Raw genomic sequence first — 18298 nt, forward strand, 5'->3', positions numbered from 1 at the left:
CCACCCCTTGACGGAGGTTTCGATCTTGCCGTAGAACGTTCTACACATTCTCCCCCCCCACATGAACAGGAGCACGAGCGTGAGAGCACCATCTCGTCCGCTCGGCGCGGCGATTGGCGCCGTCCTCGCCCTGTCCCTCTCCGGCTGCGGGTCCGCCGCCCCGGAGGGGACCGGCCAGGTGAAGCTGACCCTCTGGCACAACAGCGCGGATCCGGCGCCGCTGCTGGAGATGTACAAGAAGTTCGAGAAGCAGTCGGGCCACAAGATCGAGCTCGTGTCCATCCCGTCCGACGGTTTCGAGGACACCACCCAGACCAAGTGGGCCACCGGCGAGCGCCCGGACATCCTGGAGTACCACGCGACGGTGAGCGGCCTGCTCGCCCTCAACCCGGCCGAGAACCTGCGCGACCTGACCGGCGAGGCGTACATCGCCAGGTCCGGCGACCTCTACCAGGCCGCCGGAGCCGTGGGCGGCAAGGTCTACGCCGCCATCACCGGTTTCCCCCAGGTCTTCGGCCTCTACTACAACAAGAAGGTCTTCGCCAAGGCCGGGCTGACCCCGCCGGCGAACTTCACCGAGCTGGCCGCCGCCTGCCCCAAGCTCAAGGCCGCCGGCGTCACGCCGGTCTTCGAGTCGGGCGGCTCGATCTGGCCCGTGCAGATCCTGCCCATCCTCTACCTGGCCGGCGCCAACCAGGCCAACGCCTACGGCAAGGCCATCGCCGGCCACAGCAGCACGCTGGCCGACCCCGGCTCGCCCTTCGTCGCCGGACTGACCGCCTACGCCAAGCTGAAGGCCGACGGCTGCTTCAACAAGGACATCGTCACCGCCAAGTTCGAGGACTCGATGAAGGCCCTGGTGACCGGCGAGGCCGCCATGGTCGCCCAGCACTCCGACATGCTCCCGGCCCTGCTCGCGGCCGCCGGCGGCGACCAGAAGGCCGTGGACGAGTCCGTCGGCTTCGTCGGCCTGTCCAGCGACAAGCCGCTGGTGACCTACGCGCCCGGCCCGATCGGCACGTTCTACCTGCCCAAGACCGGTGACACGGCACGCGAGAAGGCCGCGCTCGACTTCGTGCGCTTCATGACCGGCCCGGCCTACGCCGAGTACATCACCGCGTCCAAGACCTTCCCGGTGCTCAAGGACGTGCCCGGCCCTCAGGGCGTCTCCTCCGTGCTGCAGGACGTCAAGAAGGCGTACGACACCGGCGCCGTCATCGCCTTCAACTCCGACATCCCCGGCATGGGCGGCCTGGCCCAGCTCATGTCCGAGCTGATCGCCGGCCAGAAGGACCCGCAGAAGGCGGCGACCCAGCTCCAGGGCCAGGTCGAGCAGGCGGCCAAGGCGGCAGGGCTGCCCGGATGGTGATGCGGAACAGGGCGGCCTGGCTGCCGTGGGCGCTGCCCGCGATCGTGCTGGTCACGGTCTTCTTCGTCGCCCCGTTCCTGCTCAACGTGCGGTTCGCGTTCTCCTCCTGGACGAGCTTCCGGGCCGAGATCACCTGGAACGGGCTGGAGAACGTCCGCACGCTGATCGACCAGGACCTGCTGGCCAACGCGGTCACCGTGACCGTGCTGTACGCGGTCCTGTGCATGGCGATCCAGAACACGGTCAGCCTCTCGCTGGCCCTGGCCCTCCAGCGGACCAGCGGGATCAACACCGTCTTCCGCTCGGCGTTCTTCCTGCCGACGCTCATCTCGCCGCTGGCCGCCGGCTACATCTGGCGCGGGCTGCTGGCCCCCGACGGGGCGATCAACTCCTTCCTCGGCATCGAGTGGGCGTGGCTGGGCGAACCGTCCACCGCGCTGGTGGTGGTCGCGTTCATCGACGCGTGGAAGTGGAGCGGGCTGATCACCCTGGTCTACATCGCGGGCCTCAACTCCATCCCGAAGTCGCTGCTGGAGTCGGCGACCGTGGACGGCGCCGGCCCGTGGACCCGGCTGCGGCGGGTGGTGTTCCCGATGCTCGCCCCGGCGCTGACCTTCAACGTGGCGGTCACGCTGGTGGGCGCGCTCAGCGCGTACGACGTCATCGCCGCCACCACCGGCGGCGGCCCCGGCGACCACACGCGCGCCCTGAACGTGGTGATGCGCCAGCAATGGGGACAGGGCTTCTTCGGCTCGGCCAGCGCGCTGGGCTTCACCGTGACGCTGCTGGTGATCGCGACCGCCGTCCCCCTGGTGTGGTGGCTGCGGCGCAGGGAGGTGACGGGATGAGAGCGGCGCTCAAGTACGCGGCGCTGACGGTCTTCGCGGTCCCGTGGGTGCTCGTGCCCGTCTGGCTGGTGGTCGTCAACTCCTTCAAGCCCGCGGGCGAGGCCGCCGAGCTGGGCCTCGGCCTGCCCAGGACGTGGGCGATCGCCGAGAACTACGGCATCGTGCTCGACCGGGGCGGCTACCTGACCGGGCTGCTCAACAGCCTCAAGGTGACCGTGCCGATCGTGATCGCCGTGGTGCTGCTCGGCGCGGCGGCGGCGTGGGCGTTCGGGCGCAGCCGGTCGCGGTGGCTGCAGGCGGCCTACTTCGTGATGGGGCTGTCGATCCTGCTGCCGCCGTCCATCATCCCGACCGTCTACCTGCTGCGCGCCCTGTCGCTGGACGGCGGCTCGCTCGGCTACGTGCTGACGATGACCGGCTGCCGCCTGGGCGTGGTGATCTTCCTGGCCACCGGGTTCGTCCGGGCGTTCCCGCCGGACCTGGAGCAGGCCGCCGCCATCGACGGCGCCTCGCGTCCGCAGGTGTTCGTGCGCATCCTGCTGCCCCTGCTGCGGCCGGTGCTGTTCGTCGGCGGCGTGATCCTGATCATCAACGTCTGGAACGACTTCTTCTTCGCCCTCTTCCTGCTCCAGGGCAGCGCGAACGCCACGCTGCCGCTGAGCCTGTTCCAGTTCGCCTCCGGCACCCTGCAGAGCCTGAACTGGAACCTCGTCTTCGCCCACGTCCTGCTCACCACGCTGCCCCTGGTGGCGGTGTACGCCGTCGCGCAGAAGCGCGTCCTGGCCGGCCTCACGGAAGGTGCACTGAAGGGATGACCACGCACGACATCGCGCTCGACTGGGTCAGGCGCGAGATCAAGGAGGGGCGGCTGCCGTGCGCGGTGTTCGGCGCCGCGACCTCCGACGGGATCCAGGTGCTGGAGGCGTTCGGCGCCCACGACGGCCGCGAGACCAGGACCGACGACCACTTCGCGCTGTTCTCGGTGACCAAGCCGCTGATGGGCCTGCTGGCCCTGCGCCAGGTCGAGCGCGGGCTGTTGTCGCTGCGCCGCCCGCTGCGGGACGTGCTGCCGAACTTCGCCCGTCCCGACGTGACGCTCTGGCACCTGCTGACCCACACCAGCGGCATCGCCGAGCAGACGCTGACCCCCGACGACCTGGTGGAGCACCTCCTCACCGCGCCGTCGCTGTTCGAGGCGGGCACCCTCAGCCACTACTCCAACCTGGCCTTCGCCGGGATCGCGGAGATGGTCCGCGACGTCACCGGGCGCGACGTGGCCGAGCTGGTCGACTCCGACCTGAACACGCTGGTGCCGGGCGGCGGGCGGATCACCTTCGACCCCGCGTGCGCGGCGGCCGAGGTGCACGGCCTCGAACTGCTCGGGCCCGGCTTCGACTTCGAGGCGTTCGTCCGGCTCCGCCACCCGGCGGGCGCGCTGTTCTCCCGCGCCGAGGACCTGCTGGCGCTGGGCGGGGCGCTGCTGCGCGGCGACCGCGCGCTGATCCACCCCACCACCCTGGCCGCCATGACGACCCCGCAGACGACGGGCCTGGTCAAGCTCCAGCCCGACCCGGTCAACGCCGGGCAGGACTGGGGACTCACCTGGAACCTGCGCCACTCGGCCCCCGGCCTGCTGGAACGGCGGCTGTACGGGCACGGCGGCGCCTCGGGCTGCCAGTGGTGGATGTACCCGGAGCAGGACGCGTGCTTCGTGCTGCTGATCAACGTGATGGCGCCGAGCCTGTCCGGCGTCGACGTCGACGGCCTGCACAACGCCTTCACCACCGGGCTCGATGCGTGAACCGGAACTCGGGGGTGCTCGACGTGCAGGTCTCGGGCGCGCAGACGCCCTACATCCGGCCGGCCCCGCCCGGCGCGCGGGCGGGCCTGACGTGCGGCCTGGCCGACCCGGTGGGCGTGGACGAGCCGTCCCCCCGCCTGTCGTGGGACGCCCGGACGACCGCGGAGGCCGCCGTGGCGCTGTCCGCGGACGGGCGCGAGGTCTGGCGGTCCACCGTGCCCGCCGGGTCGCACGGCGTGGACGTGCCGGACGGCCTGCTGAGGCCGCTGACGCCGTACACCTGGGAGGTTGAGGGGCTGGCGGCGGGCGCGTTCACCACGGGCCTGCGGGCGCGCGGCGCCTGGGACGCGCCCTGGCTGCCGGGCGATCCCGAGGCGGCGGTGAGCCTGCGCGGGACGTTCACCTGGCGGCCCGCGCCGGGACGCGCCTGGCTGGCCGCCACCGCGCTCGGCGTCTACCGGGCGCTGCTCAACGGCGCCCGGCTGGGCCAGGAGGAGCTGGCCCCCGGCTGGACCGACTACGGCCACCGGACGCGCTACCGGCTGCTGGAGCTCACGGACCTGCTGGCGCCCGGCGAGAACGAGCTGGAGCTGTGGCTGGCCCCCGGCTGGTACGCCGGTCACGTCGCCGGCGGCGGCCCGCGCCGCTACGGCGACCGGCCCGCGGTCAGCGCCCAGGTGCTCGTGCGCGACGACGACGGCCCGCGCCGCGTGTTCGCCACGGACGCCGCCTGGACCCGGCGGGACCTCGGCCGCCCGCGCGCCGACCTGGTGATGGGCGAGACCGTCCAGACGCCCTCGGCAGGGACCGGGCCGGCCGGGACGACCGCCGCGCCGGAGATCCTGGTGGAGGCCGACCCCGCTCCCCCGGTCCGGGTGATCGGCACGGTGCCCGCCGTGTCGGTGACCGAGCCCGCGCCGGGCGTGCAGGTGGCCGATTTCGGGCGGAACGTCGTCGGGCGCGTCCGGCTGCGCGTGGACGCGCCGGGGCCCGTGCGGATCGTCGTGCGGCACGGGGAGGAGCTGACCGCGACCGGGCGGCTCTACACCGACAACCTGCGCACCGCGGACCAGCGTGACGAGTTCGTCCTCGACGCCGGATCACACGTCGTGGAGCCCGCCTTCACCCTGCACGGGTTCCGCTACGCGGAGGTCACCGGCTGGCCGGGCGCGCTGAGGCCGGACGACCTGGAGGCAGTGCTGCTGTCGTCCGCGCTCGCCGTCACCGGCTCGCTGACCGTGAGCGACCCCGCCGTGCGGCAGCTCGTCGCCAACATCGGCGCGTCGGCGGACGGCAACCTGGTCAGCGTGCCGACCGACTGCCCCCAGCGCGACGAGCGGACCGGCTGGACGGCCGACATCTCGGTGTTCGGCTCGACGCTCAGCTTCCTGCGGCACACGCAGGCGTTCCTGTCCGGCTGGGTGACGACGCTGATCGACGGGCAGCGGGCCGACGGCGCCGTCCCGCACGTCGCGCCGGTGCTGCCCGAGTACGGCTACGACTCCCCCGTCTGGTCCGACGCGCTGGTCGAGGTGCCGTGGCTGCTGTGGCGGCGCTACGGCGACGACCGCACGTTGCGCCGCGCGTACGACCCGATGCGGCGCTGGGCCGCCTACTGCCTGGCGCAGTCCGACGACGGCCTGCGTCCGGGCCGGGCGCTGGGCGACTGGCTGGCCCCCGGCACGGTGGAGACGCCCAGGAGCCTCATCGCCACCGCCGCGCTGGCCCGCAGCCTCCGCCTGATCGCGCACGCGGCCGCCGTGCTCGGCGAGCCGCACGGCCCCGAGTACGACGAGGCCGCCGCCCGCGTGTCGGACGCCTTCCGGCTGGCCTTCCTCGACGGCCCGAGGCTGCGCACCGAGACGCAGACCGGCTACGCCGTCGCCCTGGCCTGGGATCTCGTCCGGCCTGAGGACCGCGCCGGGTCGGCTCGGGCGCTGGCCGACCTGGTCCGCGCCGACGGGCACCGGCTCATGACGGGCTTCGTCGGCACCCCCCTGCTGCTGCCCGTGTTGTCGGAGACCGGCCACCACGACCTGGCGTGCCGGATCTTCAACCAGGAGGGTTACCCGTCGTGGCGCTACCAGCTCCGCGCCGGGGCGACGACCATGTGGGAACGCTGGGACGCCTGGCACCACCGGCACGGCCTGCAGACGCCGGCCATGAACTCCTTCAACCACTACGCCTACGGCTGCGTGGGCGACTGGCTGTTCCGGCACGTGGCCGGCCTGGGCGACGACCCGCGCGGGACGGGCGGCGGGTTCGGCGAGCTGCTGCTGCGTCCGGGCCCCGTGCCGCTGCTGCGGCAGGCGCACGCCCGGTACGCGAGCGCGTCGGGGGCCGTCGAGTCGGGCTGGCGGGCCGGGCCCGACGGGGTCCAGTTCACCTTCGCCGTCCCGGAGGGCGTGACCGCCCGCGCGGTGCTGCCCGTACGCGGCGCCTGGGACGGGATGACCGTCAACGGCACCTTCCTCATGGGCCTGGGCGAGCAACTGCCGACCACCAGGCTGGCCGACGGCGGCTGCGCCCTCGACCTGCCGCCGGGCCGCTGGTCGTTCACCGCCCCCGCCGCCGCCACCGCCCACCTGCTCCAGGAGTGGGACGACCTGGGCCGGTGAGCCGGGGGGCCGGGCGCCTCCGCGCGCCCGGCGCTCAGTCGGGGACGGAGTCGGTGACAGAACCGGAGCCGCGCTCGGCGCGGCGGGCTGTGAGGCGGTCCGCGGTCGGCCAGCGCACGGCGTGGGCCCAGCCCGCCCGCTCGAACCAGCGGATCAGCCGCGCGCTGGGGTCGAGCTGGCCCTTGAGCACGCCGTGCCGGGCGCAGGTGGGGTCGACGTGGTGCCAGTTGTGCCAGCCCTCGCCGAGCGTCAGCATCGCCACCCACCACACGTTGGACGACCGGTCCCTGGTGCGGAACGGGCGGTCGCCGAAGGTGTGGGCGATCGAGTTCACCGACCAGGTGACGTGGTGCACGACGGCGTAGCGGACCAGGCCGCCCCACAGCAGCCCGCTCCACGCCCCCGCCCACGACATCGACCAGAGCCCGCCGGCGGCGGCCGGAAGCGCGAACGACAGCAGCACGACCGCCGGGTAGGCGGCGTCGAAGCGGCGCACGTCCGGGTCGGCCAGCAGGTCGGGCACCCAGTGCCGGCGGCTGGAGCGCTTGCGGGCCGTGTAGAACCAGCCGATGTGGGCGTGCAGCATGCCGCGCAGCAGGGCCGGGCCGCTGTCGCCGTAGCGCCACGGCGAGTGCGGGTCGCCCTCGCGGTCGGCGTACTTGTGGTGGCGGCGGTGCTCGGCGGCCCACAGCGTGAGGGGGCCCTCGACGGCCATGCCGCCGGCCAGCATGAGCGCGATCCGCAGCGCCCGGCTGGCCCTGAAGGCGCGGTGGGTGAACAGGCGGTGGTAGCCGATGGCGATGCCGAAGATGCTCACCAGGTACATCACGACCGCGATGGCCAGGTCGCGCGGGCCGATGCCCCAGCCCCAGGCCGCCGGCACCGCGAGGGCCAGCAGCAGCGCGGGCAGGACGACCAGGACGACCAGATAGGCGGTGCGGCGGCCGGTGGTGACCGTCACCGTCTCCGCCGTGCCCGGCTGCGGCAGGGGTGACGTCACGTTTCCTCCCATGAGCGGTACGGGTCGATCAGGCTCCTTATTCAATGACCAGGCCCATGGACTGCGGCAATGTCCTGACAGTGACGGAGTCATTACCGTGAGGCACCAAAACAATGCACTCGGTTGTCATGAAGAAAGGCTGTGACGCCTCCCTAGATTGTGATTGCGCAAAGTGATCATCCCTGTGCGCTCCGATATCAGGCGGAAGGTCCACGAATGGGTGCTGTCGATCAGGCGACCACGGGCGGCTATCTGGAGAGGTACGACCAGGCGCTGGCCAAAGACCCGATATCGGCGTTCGGCCTGGTCCGGGAGTGGATGCGGACCGACTGGCGGAACCTGTTCGCCGAGCTGCGCGAGCGGCGTCCGATCTTCGTCACCCCGGCCTTCACGGTCGTGACCCGCTTCGCCGACGTGGCCGAGGTGCTCGCCCACGAGCAGGTCTTCTCCGTACGCGCCTTCGGTCCCCGCCTCGACGCCGCGCTGGGCGCCCCGTTCATGCTGGGCCGGGACGCCACGCCGATGAACTGGCGGGAGAAGGGCCTGATGCAGCTCATGCTCGCCCCGCAGGACGCGGCCGGCGTGCGCGAGCTGACCGGCCGCCTGGCCGACGAGCTGCTCGACGCCGCCGAGCCGGGCGGGCGCCTGGAGGCGGTCGAAGGGCTGTTCCGCCCGGTCGCCCTCGGCGTGTGCGCGCGGTACTTCGGCGTTCCCGGCCCCGCCCCGAAGACCCTGGGCCACTGGACGCGGGCCATCGTCGCCGACGGCTTCGCCAACTTCCTCGGCGACCCCGAGCTCCAGGCGGCCTCCGTCAAGGCGGGCGCCGAGCTGGTCGGATACCTGCGCGACCTGCTCGCCGAGCACCGGGCCGCGCTGCGCGCCGGGCGCGACCTGCCCGACGACGTCTTCGCCCGCCTGGTGCGGGCGTCCCTGCCCGGCGTCTCCGACGACCGCATCGTGATCAACATGGCCGGGCTGCCGCTGGGCTTCGTGGAGAGCGCGCCGGGGGCCATGGCCGAGGCGGTCGAGCAGCTCCTGCTGCGCCCGCGGGAGCTGGCCGAGGCGACGGCCGCCGCCGGCGATCCCGAGCGGTTCGACCCCTACGTCTGGGAGGCGCTGCGGTTCAGCCCGTTCTTCAAGCTGCTTCCCCGGCTGTGCGAGCGCGACCACGTGCTGGCCGCCGGCACGCCGCGCAGCACGGTGATCCCGGCGGGCACGTTCGTGCTGGCGGCGCCGGCCTCGGCCATGTTCGACGCGGCCGTGGTGCCGGAGCCCGGCGAGTTCCGCCTCGACCGTCCCCGTCACCATCGGCTGTTCTTCGGCTCCGGTCATCACGCCTGCCTCGGCGTGCACGTGGCCGGGGTGGTGATCGCCGAGACCGTGCGCCGGCTGCTGCTGCGTCCGGGCGTGCGGCTGCTGCCGCCGCCGGAAGGCCGGGTGGAGCGGTCGCTCGGGATCTTCCCCGACGCCTTCGCGCTCGGGCTCGGCGCCGGCGTGCGGGAAGGCTGACGATGGCGGCGAGCCGAGCACGCAGCATCGCCACGGACGGCCTGTCCAACCGCCTGCGGTTCCTGGCCCTGACCCACGGCCGGGCCCTCTGGGACCTGCTGCAGAGCAGCCGCCCGGTGCGGCGCCGGATCAACGCCTCGCTGATCGACCACGCGATCCGCGAGATGCCGCCGCGCCCCGAGCCGCTGAGCACCATGGCCGACTACACCTCGTGGGCCTCCCTGACCGACCGCACCTACAGCGGCAGGCACCTGCCTCCGGTCGCCGTCCCCGAAGAGCGGCTGCCCACGCCGGAAAGAGCCGCCGACCTGTTCGCCCGCGGCGAGTCCATGATCCCGTGCCCGCGCTCCACGGTGCTGTTCGCGTACTTCGCCCAGTGGTTCACCGATGGCTTCCTGCGCGGCGACGTCAACGTCCCGCGCGACCCGCGCAAGAACAGCTCCAACCACCACATCGACCTCAACCAGGTCTACGGCCTCGACGAGGCGGCGACGGCCGCGCTGCGCGCCTTCGACGGCGGGCTGCTCAAGAGCCAGTCGCTCGGCGGCGGCGAGTTCCCGCCCTACCTGTGCGAGAACGGCAAGATCAAGCCGGAGTTCGCCCCGCTGCGCGTCATCCGCTTCGACACGCTCTCCGACGCCCAGCGCGACACGCTGTTCGCCACCGGCAGCGACCGGGGCAACGGCCAGATCGGCTTCACCATGCTCACGGTGCTGTTCCTGCGCGAGCACAACCGGGTGGCGCGGCTGCTGGCCCGGGAGAACCCGCGCTGGGACGACGAACGGCTGTTCCAGACCGCCCGCAACGTCCTCATCGTGCTGCTGATCAAGCTGGTCGTCGAGGAGTACATCAACCACATCACCCCCTACCACTTCCGGTTCGCCCTCGACCCGTGGCTGGCGACGCGGCTCGACCGCGCGGCCTGGCACCGGCAGAACTGGGCCTCCGTGGAGTTCAACCTCGTCTACCGCTGGCACAGCCTGGTCCCGTCCCGGCTGTCGGTGGCCGGGCGGGAGCTGCCGATGGCCGAGACCTTCTTCGCCGGCTCGCTGATCCCCGGGCCCGGTCTCGGGCGGCTGTTCGAGGACGCCTCCCGCCAGCGCGCCGGCCGCATCGGCCTGTTCAACACCGACCCGGTGCTGCGTGAGATCGACGTGGCCAGCCTGGCCGACTCCCGGGCGCTCGGCCTGGCGCCGTACAACGGCTACCGCGAGCACTGCCGCTTCCCCCGGGTGCGCGCCTTCGAGCAGATCACCGGCGACCGGCGGGTCAGCGGCGCGCTGCGCGACCTCTACCGCGACGTCGACGACGTCGACCTGTACGTCGGGCTGTTCGCCGAGGAGCCCGGCTCCCCCGACGCGATCCTGCCGCCGCTGCTGACCAAGATCATCGCCATCGACGCCTTCTCCCAGGCGCTCACCAACCCGCTGCTGGCGCCGCGGATCTTCAACGCCGCCACGTTCTCCCCCCAGGGCCTGCGCGTCATCGCGGCCACGCGCACGCTCGCGGACGTGCTGCGCCGCAACACGCCCGAGGACCCGGCCCCCCGCTTCGTCAGCATGTCCCGGCGGGCCCGGCCGTGACCGGCGGCGACGACCCGGCCGCCGGGCCCCTGCGCGCCCTGGCCCGGGAGCTGGTGGACATCGCGGTCACGATCCACGGCGCGGCCTCGCACGCCACGGCCGCGCTGACCGACGACGCGCTGCTGCGCGCCGTGCCGCGCGCCCCCTCGGCGGCCCGGCCCGCCTACCGCGCGCTGCTGCGGGCCACGACGAACGGCCGCGGCCTCGGCTGCTCGTTCGCCGGCGGCCGGCTGGCGACCGCGGCCGCCAAGGCCGGCGCCATGCTGGGGGCCGAGAGCCTGGCCGTGCGGGTGCTGGCCACGTCGTTGCGGCTGCGCGTGGCGGCGGTGGCGGTCGCCCATCCCGAGCTGACCGACGATCCCATGCTCGCCCGGCTCATCGAGGCGGCCGCCGCCGACCGCGACGTGGAGGCCGTGCGGGCCCTGCGCGCCCTGCTCAAGGACCGTGGCGCGGTGCGCGCGCTGAGCCAGCTCGCGCCGGTCTTCGGCGAGGTCCTGGCGCTGCGCGCGCTGCTGGACGAGAACCCGCTCAACGACGCCGCCGCCTGGCTCATCGCGACGGGACGGGGCTTCGCCACCGCCGATCCGCTCCTCGGCGTGAGCAACAGGGCGATCGCCGTCCTCGACGTCGGGGACGGCGCCGCGCGCCGGGTCGAGCTGAGCGCGGCCGAGTCCGCCCGGCTGTGCGCGCAAGGGTCGCTGCTCGGCTTCCTGTCCAACATCAGCACGATCGGCACCACCGGCCGGGCCCTCCTCCAGAGCGTCGAGGGCCCGGACGGCGTGATCCGCCACGTCCTGCACGCGCCGGGCATGCGGCTCGGGCGTCCCGACGGCGAGTCGCCCCAGGACCTGCTGGGCGCGTTCAGCAGCGCCGTCCTGGCCGCCAGCCCCTACAGCCGCGCCCTGGCACAGGCCGTCGCCGACTACGGGCCGCCGCCGGGCGCCGAACTGGCGCTCGTCGGGCACAGCGCGGGCGGGGCGGCGATCATGAACCTGGCCCAGGACCCCGGCTTCTGCGCCCGGCACACGGTCACGCACGCCGTGGCCGTCGGCTCGCCCGTCGACTTCAAACGCCCCGCCGACCCGCGCACCTGGGTGGCCAGCGTCACCAACCAGCACGACATCATCCCCACCCTCGACGGGCAGGGCGCCGGCACCTGCTTCGACCTGCACCCCGGCTGGTACGTGGTGGACTACAGCGACTCCACCCACATGTTCCCGCAATGCCACAGCGTCGAGCGCTACCTCGCCAACCTCACCGACGACCTGCCCGAGGCCCGCGACCACATCGAGCAGCGGCTCGCCCCGTACCGGGGGCGGGTCGTGCGCTCGCAGGCGTACCTGCTGTTCGACCGTCCGCCCGGCCCGGAGCGGTCGCCCTTCCCGGCCGTGCCGGTCGGCGGGCCCGAGGGGGGCGTCGGGCTGCCGATCAGGGGCCGCGCCGGCGAGGCGCTCACGGCCTGCTTCGCCGTCAGCCCGGCGGCGGTGGCGGGGCTGCTGGAGGGCACGGGGCTCGGTCCCGTCGTACGGGTGGCGGGGCGGGCGCTGGTCGTCGTGCACGCCGCCCGGAACCTGCGCACCGGCGTGGGCGACTACGCGGAGTTGCAGGTCGGCGTCGTCGTGCCGGGGCCGTTCCGACCGCCATGGCGGGGCCTGCGTCTCCTTCCCGACCTGCTGCGGGGCGCGGACGTGCGCCGCTGCGGCGTCTTCCTCGTCGGCTCGGCGGTCGACAGCGCGGTCGTCCAGGGCCTGGGGGCGCGGCTGTGGGGCGGCGAGACCGGCCTGACGGCTCTGGAGCTGCGGCTCGGCCCGCGGTCCGCGCACCTCGCCGCCGACCGGATCCTCACGCTGCGCGGGCGGCTCGGCCCCGGCCTGCCGCTGCCCGATCCCGGCCTGGTCGGCTACGCCCGGGAGGCCGGCGCGGTGCTGCGGTCCCACGTCCGCGCCCGCGGGCGGGCCCGGCTGCACGCGGCGCCGTCGCTGCGGCTGGCCGTCGAGCCGGGGTCGGCCCACCCGCTGGCCGATCGGCTGCGCGAGCTGGGCCTCGACGGCGCCCGCCCGCTGCTGTGCCTGTCGGCCACCACCCGCCGGACGCTCCGGGACGCCGCCGTCCCGGTGCCGACGGGCTGACGGAGGAGCCATGTCCGCCCCGATCGCGGCGATCGTCGCGCACGCCGAAGTCCTGCGCGCGGACGCCCGCGCCCTCGCCGCCTGCGCCGAGCGGCTGCGCGCCGTCGAGGCAGGTCTGAAGGCGGGCGACGGGACGCCTGCCTGGTTGCGCGCGGCGGTGACCGCCCATCTGGCGGCGTGCCTGACCGCCGCCGCCGACCTGGAGGCCGCCGCCCGCCACCTGCTCCGCTACGCGGCCGAGGCGGGCGCCGAGCGGACGGGGGCCGCCCGCACCGAGCGGCCCGGTCGCGACGGGCCCGGCCGGTAGCGGCGCGGGGTCAGCCGTCGGCCCGCGGCTCCGGCTGCCCTCCCGGCTCGGGCGGGGCCGCCGCCCGCTCGCGCGCGGCCCGGCCTTCGGCGGCCTTGGCCCGCGCTTCGGCGCGCACCAGGTGGACGACGCCGACGATGAAGGCTCCGCCGACCACCACGGGGGGCGCGAGAGCGGCCACGATCTCGTACACAGGGCACCTCTTTCCGGGCGTGCCGCCCAGGATATCGTCGCCGTCCGCCGGGCCCGCGAAGCCCGCCGTCACCACGTCGCCGGCCTCCGCCAGCGCCGCGCGCATGGCTTCGGCGACGAAGGCGTCCTTGTCCGCGGTGGCCTTGTAGAGGTGGGCCCGGCCGACCCGCTCGCGGGCGACCATGCCCTTGTTCGCCAGGCGCATCAGCACGGTCAGGACCGTCGTGACGGCGGGCTCGGAGGGCAGGCCGGCCGCGAGGTCGTGGGCGAACAGGCCCTGGGGATGCCGCCACAGGGCTTCCATGACCGACCGTTCGAGATTGCCGAGTCTCATCCGCGCCCCCTCCCGGGTTCCACCCGAGGGAGAAGGCTACCGCCGGGAGTCACCGGCTGATCCGGGCGGTCTCGGCGGGAGGCGGGCGGGCCGATGAGTTTCGCGGGCGCGGCGGGTCTGTCCCCGTGCATCGCAAGCAGCGACCGATCAGTGAGGGACCATGAGCGCGAACGCACTACCGCCCGTCGTCGACGCCGAGACCTGGCGGCTCCGGCTCGACGAGCTGCGGGCCAGGGAGAAGGCCGCCACCCGCGAGCTCGACGCCATCGCCGCCCAGCGCCGTCGCCTGCCGATGGTGCGGATGCCCGACTACGTCCTGGAGGGCGAGGACGGGCCGATCCGGCTGGCCGACGTCTTCGCGGGCAGGCGGCAGCTGATCGTCTACAACCACATGTGGTTCCCCGGCAAGGAGTGGCAGTGCCCGGGGTGCACGGGGTTCACCGCGCAGTTCACCCGCCTGGAGTTCCTGGACGACTACGACGCGCGGTTCGTCGTCGTCACCCAGGGCCCGATCGACGAGGCCCTGGCCTACAGGCGGCGGGTCGGCAACCGGATGCCCTGGTACTCGACGGCCGGCAGCCCGTTCGGGGCCGACGTCGGCGCGCCGCCCGGCGCGGGCTTCGCCGTGAACGTGTTCCTGCGCGACGGCGACGCGGTGTACCGCACCTGGCACACCGACGGCCGGGGCACCGAGCAGCTCACGCACACCTTCGCGCTGATCGACCTGCTGCCGTACGGGCGGCAGGAGGAGTGGCAGGACTCCCCCGACGGCTGGCCGCGCTCGCCGGCCTACAGCCGCTGGCCCTCCTCCCAGGAGATCGCCCGCCGCTACGGGCCGGACGATCAGGTTTAGCGATCTTCCTGCATGTCAGGGGGAAGGACATGACGGACGACTTACAGCCCATGCCCGATGACTGGACGAGAGCACTGGCCGTCGTGGCCCACCCCGACGACATGGAGTTCGGCAGCGCCGGCGCCGTGGCCGCCTGGACCGGGGCCGGCAAGCAGGTCGGCTACCTCCTGCTCACCCGCGGCGAGGCGGGCATCGACTCGATGCCGCCGGACCAGGCGCGCAAGGTGCGGGAGGAGGAGCAGCGGGCGAGCGCCGCCATCGTCGGCGTCTCGTCGGTGGAGTTCCTCGACCATCCCGACGGCGGGATCGAGCACTCACCCCGGCTCCGGCACGACCTGGTGGCGGCGCTGCGCCGGCACCGGCCCGAGCTGGTGATCACCTTCAACCACCACGACTTCACCTTCACCGGGAAGTGGAACAGCCCCGACCACCGCGTCACCGGCCGGGCCGTGCTGGACGCGGTCCTCGACGCGGGCAACCGCTGGATCCTGCCCGACGCCGGCGCCGAGCCGTGGGGCGGCGTCAAGTACGTGGCCATCGCCGGTTCCGTCCACCCGACGCACGCGGTGGACGTGACCGGATACCTGGACGCGGCGCTGGCCTCGGTCGAGGCGCACGCGGCGTACCTGTCGGCGCTGGGGGTGCCGCCGGGCGGGGCCCGGGTGCCGCTGGAGGGGTTCGTGAACGCCGCGGGGCAGCGGTTCGGCGGCCGGCCGGCGGTGCCGTTCGAGCTGATCTCCTGCTGAACGCCGCCCGGCCCGGCCCGCCGCGCGCGGACCGGGCCGGGGGCGGCTCGCCGGCCGTCAGTTGACCTCGTCGACGTACTCGGCCAGGCGTTCCTCGTCCACGACCAGGAACGGGTCCGAGGTGGGCAGGACCAGGCCGGCGTCCTTGAATCGCTTGAGGAAGAATCCGACGCGCGAGCGGGTGGTGCCGACCATGCCGGAGAGTTCTTCCTGGGTGATGCGTTCCTCGATGGCCCGCACATTCGGGGCACGGCGCTTACCGATCTTTCTCGATAAGCGCAGGAGAACGGAGGCCAGGCGCTGCTCGCTGTCCATCGTGACCATTGTCGCGATCACTTCCTGCTGTTCCCGCAGGCGTAGTGCGAGATAGTCGATGAATCCGTCCATGAGTTCGTTCTCGGCCATGGCGGCGCGGAAGCGGGCGGCCGGGATGCGGCGCACCCAGGTGGTCCGCATGGCGGTGGCCGTCTCGTTGCGCTCGGCTCCGAGCAGGGAGGACTCACCGAAGATGTCGCCGGCGGTGAAGATCGAGAGCAGGCATTCCTTGCCGCAGCGCGCGTACATCTGGGTCTTGATCTGGCCGCTCTCGATCACGTAGATGTTGCTGTCGCGCTGGCCGCAGTTGTAGATGTTGGCGCGTCTCGGCACCCGGATCGAGCAGGCGCCCGACGTTTCCTGGGAGATGAAGGAGCGGAGCCCGGCTCTCAGTTGCGCAGCGTCCGATGACTTCATTTACCCCGCCCCTCGGAATTCATTTCATGTCGTCGTTGCCCCTACCCATCAATCGACTGATTAACAAGCTGCCCCACAATTCTCTGAAATGTCCGAAGAATTGCCTGGAAGCGGATTTCGGCCGTTATCGGGCCGCTGCGGAGTCAATAAAGTCCCGGGCCATATCCATCAACTCCGGGTCACCTTTGAACAGCGATATGTGGTCGCCGTGCGCCCGCAGATGCAGGACGGCGTCCGGCAGCGCCGCCGCCACGGCCTTCGACCCCGCCGGGTGGGCGGTCTCGTCGTCATGACTGGAGACCACCAGGACGGGCCGGTCGATCCCGGCCAGCCAGGGGCTCACGTCCGTCGTCATGATCTCGCCGTTCAGGCGGCAGTAGCGGTGCAGCAGCTCGGGCGTCGCGTACGGGTAGACCACCAGGTGGGCCAGGTCGGGCGGCACCGAGGAGAGCATCGTCTGGCAGAGCACGGGATGGATGGCGGCGGCCCGGTCGGGGCCGGTCGCGGCCATCTCCATGAGCCCCACCAGGTTCTGCTGGTGGTGGGTCCGGTCGGCGCCCTTCACGGCGGCGAAGTCGCCGTGCCACAGGCTGAGCGAATCGACCCGATCGGGGTGGAGATGCGCGGCGGCCAGGCCGATGACGGCTCCGCCGCACAGGCACATCAGGTGCGCGCGCCGGACGCCGAAATGGTCCATGACCGCGAAGAGGTCGCCGGCCTGGGCCGTCACCCCCACGTCCGGCTCCGCCGGGGGGGCCTGCCCGAACAACCCCCGGGTCTCCCAGGTCAGGACGTGATGGGTGCGGGACAGGAACCGCATCCACTGCTCGCACAGGCGGGCCGGCATGCCGCAGGCGGCCACGATCACGACGGCCGGGGACCGCGGGTCGCCGGCCGCGTAGGCGGGCAGCGGCGGGCCTCCGTCCGCCGGCACGACCTCCTCGCGCGTGCACAGCCCCTCGAAGCCGTCCCGCGCCGCGGCGTCCACGACCTCGTCCACGACGGCCGGCGACAGGTCCTCGCCCATGCCGTCGCGGAGCGCGATATGGTCGCTGACCAGGCGTTCGAAGGTGTCGAGCGAGTCGTGGTCGGTCAGGGCGAACTCCGGTGCGCCCAGCCGTCGGGTCACACGGCCCAGGAGGGAGGCGAGGCCGGGCGGGCCGGCCAGGCGCACCGGATGCCGCAGGACGTCCACCAGGGGCCGCGCGTCCTGCACGGCCCGGGTCAGACGTCTCAGTTCGGCGGCCACGAGATGATCACCGCATTCCGTGGGTGGCGGGAGGACGCGCGGGTCGCCGCGCGCCGTGGGCGGGGAGAGGTCACGGCGGGCCTCACCGGGTGGTGAAGGGGTGGCCGGTGGTGGTGGCCGTGGCGATCCTGTTGTGCGGGTTGGTGTTCTGCCCGGTGACCAGGACGGCGCCGTACCGGTCGAGGCTGACCCGGCCGCCGTACTCCTCGATCTCGTCGGTGTCGGGGTAGACGTCCACCTTGGTCGGGACGTACCGGGCCGCGAACCCCAGGCGCATCTCGTCGGTCAGGCCCCGGTGCGGCAGCGAGGCGTGCATGAGCGTCGACCAGAACAGGATGGCCTCGCCCGGCCTCATCACCATGGAGACGGCCTGGGACTCGTCGGGCTTCCAGTCGGGGTCGATCTGCAGGTCGCGGTAGTCGTAGCCGAAGAAGCCGCGCCGGACGCCGTCCTTGTCCTCCTGGTTGATCTTGTTGGGGTCGTAGTGCATGCGCTTGGTCTCGTCGTAGAACATCGTCTCGTGGGTGCCGGGGATGAACTGCAGGCACCCGGTGTCCTCGTTCGCCTCGGTGAAGGCGGTCCAGACGGTGATCGTGCCGCCGAACTCCTCCGCCTCCGGCCAGACGATCTGCGGCTTGCCGGAGGCGTTGGCGAAGGTGTCGGCCTGGTGCCAGTCGGTGCCCTCGTCCCCGGGGTACTTGGGGAAGAACTCGGTGCGCCAGCAGAGCACGTCAGGGCCGAGCACGCTGACCACGCGGTCCACGATCTGCGGCCGGCTGATGTGGTCGGCCAGGAAGGCCGAGTCCAGGTGCCGGTCGTAGTTGGAGATGTTGGTGTTGCCGGAGGCGGCGTCGTCGCGGTAGACGGCGTTGCTGCGGTCCATGAGACGCATGCGCTCGCGCCGCCAGTTCTGGCGCATCTCGTCGATCTCGTAGACCTTGAACGGGCCGAAGTAGCCCTGGGTGTGGAAGCTCTTCAGCTCCTCGGGGGTCATCGAGTACTCGCCCCGGACGGTGGTCTCGTGCATG

At 73.0% G+C, this 18298-nt stretch carries 16 protein-coding genes; 11 read left to right on the plus strand and 5 right to left on the minus strand.

All coding sequences use genetic code 11. The features are described from left to right. Positions 1–79: 79 nt before the first annotated feature. The 5 genes from ACIBQ8_RS42410 to ACIBQ8_RS42430 are packed head-to-tail and all read left to right on the plus strand — an operon-like array spanning position 80 to position 6636. Positions 80–1369, plus strand: a complete 1290-nt coding sequence (locus ACIBQ8_RS42410) for an ABC transporter substrate-binding protein (RefSeq protein ID WP_397170860.1) — start codon at positions 80–82, stop codon at positions 1367–1369. Continuing rightward, positions 1363–2217 (plus strand): carbohydrate ABC transporter permease, encoded by an 855-nt coding sequence (locus tag ACIBQ8_RS42415; protein WP_397170859.1) that lies wholly within the window; start codon positions 1363–1365, stop codon positions 2215–2217. The genes ACIBQ8_RS42410 and ACIBQ8_RS42415 overlap by 7 nt, the downstream gene beginning before the upstream one ends. Then, on the plus strand, positions 2214–3032 hold the full coding sequence (locus ACIBQ8_RS42420; protein WP_364412031.1) for a carbohydrate ABC transporter permease: 819 nt from the start codon (positions 2214–2216) through the stop codon (positions 3030–3032). The genes ACIBQ8_RS42415 and ACIBQ8_RS42420 overlap by 4 nt, the downstream gene beginning before the upstream one ends. Continuing rightward, entirely contained in the window at positions 3029–4018 is a 990-nt protein-coding gene (locus ACIBQ8_RS42425; protein ID WP_397194934.1) for a serine hydrolase domain-containing protein, read from the plus strand. Before ACIBQ8_RS42420 ends, ACIBQ8_RS42425 begins: the two co-directional genes overlap by 4 nt. Further along, on the plus strand, positions 4015–6636 hold the full coding sequence (locus ACIBQ8_RS42430; RefSeq protein WP_397194935.1) for a family 78 glycoside hydrolase catalytic domain: 2622 nt from the start codon (positions 4015–4017) through the stop codon (positions 6634–6636). Before ACIBQ8_RS42425 ends, ACIBQ8_RS42430 begins: the two co-directional genes overlap by 4 nt. Positions 6637–6670: 34 nt before the next feature. Here ACIBQ8_RS42430 and ACIBQ8_RS42435 read toward each other — a convergent pair whose 3' ends face one another. Continuing rightward, positions 6671–7636, minus strand: coding sequence for an acyl-CoA desaturase (locus ACIBQ8_RS42435; RefSeq protein ID WP_397194936.1), 966 nt, complete (start codon positions 7634–7636; stop codon positions 6671–6673). 216 nt (positions 7637–7852) lie between these two features. Between ACIBQ8_RS42435 and ACIBQ8_RS42440 the strand changes: the two genes are divergently transcribed. Genes ACIBQ8_RS42440 through ACIBQ8_RS42455 form a run of 4 tightly spaced genes read left to right on the plus strand, consistent with a single transcriptional unit; the run spans position 7853 to position 13164 of the window. Then, positions 7853–9145: a cytochrome P450 gene (locus ACIBQ8_RS42440; protein ID WP_397170855.1), complete on the plus strand. Its 1293-nt coding sequence runs from the start codon at positions 7853–7855 to the stop codon at positions 9143–9145. A 2-nt stretch (positions 9146–9147) separates the two neighbouring features. After that, a complete protein-coding gene (locus tag ACIBQ8_RS42445) occupies positions 9148–10728 on the plus strand; it encodes a peroxidase family protein (RefSeq protein ID WP_397194937.1) in 1581 nt (526 codons plus the stop codon). Then, positions 10725–12857 carry a hypothetical protein gene (locus tag ACIBQ8_RS42450; protein WP_397194938.1) on the plus strand — a complete coding sequence of 711 codons (2133 nt, stop codon included), beginning with the start codon at positions 10725–10727 and terminating at the stop codon, positions 12855–12857. Before ACIBQ8_RS42445 ends, ACIBQ8_RS42450 begins: the two co-directional genes overlap by 4 nt. Positions 12858–12867: 10 nt before the next feature. Beyond that, positions 12868–13164 (plus strand): hypothetical protein, encoded by a 297-nt coding sequence (locus ACIBQ8_RS42455; protein ID WP_397194939.1) that lies wholly within the window; start codon positions 12868–12870, stop codon positions 13162–13164. Positions 13165–13174: 10 nt separating this feature from the next. Here ACIBQ8_RS42455 and ACIBQ8_RS42460 read toward each other — a convergent pair whose 3' ends face one another. Beyond that, the gene (locus ACIBQ8_RS42460) at positions 13175–13690 is read right to left on the minus strand and encodes a BlaI/MecI/CopY family transcriptional regulator (RefSeq protein ID WP_397194940.1); all 516 of its coding nucleotides are present in this window, start codon (positions 13688–13690) and stop codon (positions 13175–13177) included. Between the two features lie 160 nt (positions 13691–13850). Here ACIBQ8_RS42460 and ACIBQ8_RS42465 point away from each other — a divergent pair, with 160 nt between their 5' ends. Together ACIBQ8_RS42465 and ACIBQ8_RS42470 are read left to right on the plus strand one after the other, a co-directional pair. Beyond that, entirely contained in the window at positions 13851–14543 is a 693-nt protein-coding gene (locus tag ACIBQ8_RS42465; RefSeq protein WP_397194941.1) for a DUF899 domain-containing protein, read from the plus strand. Positions 14544–14572: 29 nt separating this feature from the next. Further along, complete coding sequence (locus ACIBQ8_RS42470) at positions 14573–15289, plus strand: PIG-L deacetylase family protein (protein ID WP_397170848.1); 717 nt, start codon at positions 14573–14575, stop codon at positions 15287–15289. A 57-nt stretch (positions 15290–15346) separates the two neighbouring features. Here ACIBQ8_RS42470 and ACIBQ8_RS42475 read toward each other — a convergent pair whose 3' ends face one another. The 3 genes from ACIBQ8_RS42475 to ACIBQ8_RS42485 all read right to left on the minus strand — a co-directional run bounded on the left by ACIBQ8_RS42475 (position 15347) and on the right by ACIBQ8_RS42485 (position 18297). Further along, the gene (locus tag ACIBQ8_RS42475; RefSeq protein ID WP_397170847.1) at positions 15347–16021 is read right to left on the minus strand and encodes a Crp/Fnr family transcriptional regulator; all 675 of its coding nucleotides are present in this window, start codon (positions 16019–16021) and stop codon (positions 15347–15349) included. A 124-nt stretch (positions 16022–16145) separates the two neighbouring features. Continuing rightward, complete coding sequence (locus ACIBQ8_RS42480; RefSeq protein WP_397194942.1) at positions 16146–17270, minus strand: alpha/beta fold hydrolase; 1125 nt, start codon at positions 17268–17270, stop codon at positions 16146–16148. Between the two features lie 82 nt (positions 17271–17352). Beyond that, the gene (locus ACIBQ8_RS42485) at positions 17353–18297 is read right to left on the minus strand and encodes a chlorinating enzyme (protein ID WP_397194943.1); all 945 of its coding nucleotides are present in this window, start codon (positions 18295–18297) and stop codon (positions 17353–17355) included. Position 18298 lies beyond the last annotated feature (1 nt).

It is taken from the genome of Nonomuraea sp. NPDC049646, from assembly GCF_044465525.1.
Taxonomy (GTDB): domain Bacteria; phylum Actinomycetota; class Actinomycetes; order Streptosporangiales; family Streptosporangiaceae; genus Nonomuraea.